This window comes from Mycobacterium sp. 852002-51057_SCH5723018 (assembly GCF_001667035.1).
Classification (GTDB): domain Bacteria; phylum Actinomycetota; class Actinomycetes; order Mycobacteriales; family Mycobacteriaceae; genus Mycobacterium.
The window spans coordinates 1-553 of the sequence record NZ_LZIR01000014.1 but is presented as its reverse complement, the minus strand read 5'-3'; the positions used below and the strand labels follow the sequence as shown (position 1 = coordinate 553).

General features: G+C 61.1%; 2 protein-coding genes. Both read right to left on the bottom strand.

Annotated elements, in window-relative coordinates; translation table 11 throughout:
* Window positions 1-233: WXG100 family type VII secretion target (locus A5764_RS04375; RefSeq protein WP_067109170.1), on the bottom strand; the 233-nt coding region annotated here is incomplete at its 3' end.
* Window positions 234-268: 35 nt separating this feature from the next.
* Window positions 269-553, bottom strand: a 285-nt coding sequence (locus tag A5764_RS04370) for a WXG100 family type VII secretion target (protein ID WP_067109167.1), incomplete at its 5' end; no start/stop codon positions are given.

Here is a 553-nt window from a genome sequence, read left to right as displayed (position 1 = left end):
GCGCTTTGCACCTTCTGGCCGTGGGAGTTGGCCTGCTCGTAGATCACCTGGAAGTTACGACCCAACTGGGTGATGAACTCCTGGCACGCCACCGAACCGGCGCCACCCCAGAAGTCACCGGCAGCCAGCACATCGCGAACGATGGCCTGGTGCTCGGACTCCAGTGAGGCGGCCTGAGCGCGAATCGTGGCGCCGTGGGCATCCACATCGCCGAACTGGTAATTGATGGTCATGTGTATCTCCTCCTGAATCGAAAGTGTGAAGTCGGCTAGCTGCCGAGGATCTGCTGGGAAGCCTGCTCTTGCTGCTCGTAGTTGTTAGCGTCGCGGATCAGCCCGTCACGCACCCCGTGCAGCATGTTCACGATGTTGCGGAAGGCCTGATTCATCTGACCCATGGTGTCGTAGGAAGTCGCCTGCGCCTGGCCGCTCCAGCCCGCACCGGCAATGTTCATCGACGACGCCCACATCTTGCGGGCCTCATCCTCAACAGTCTGAGCGTGGACCTCAAAACGGCCCGCCATCGCCCGCATCTGGTGCGGGTCAGTCATAAA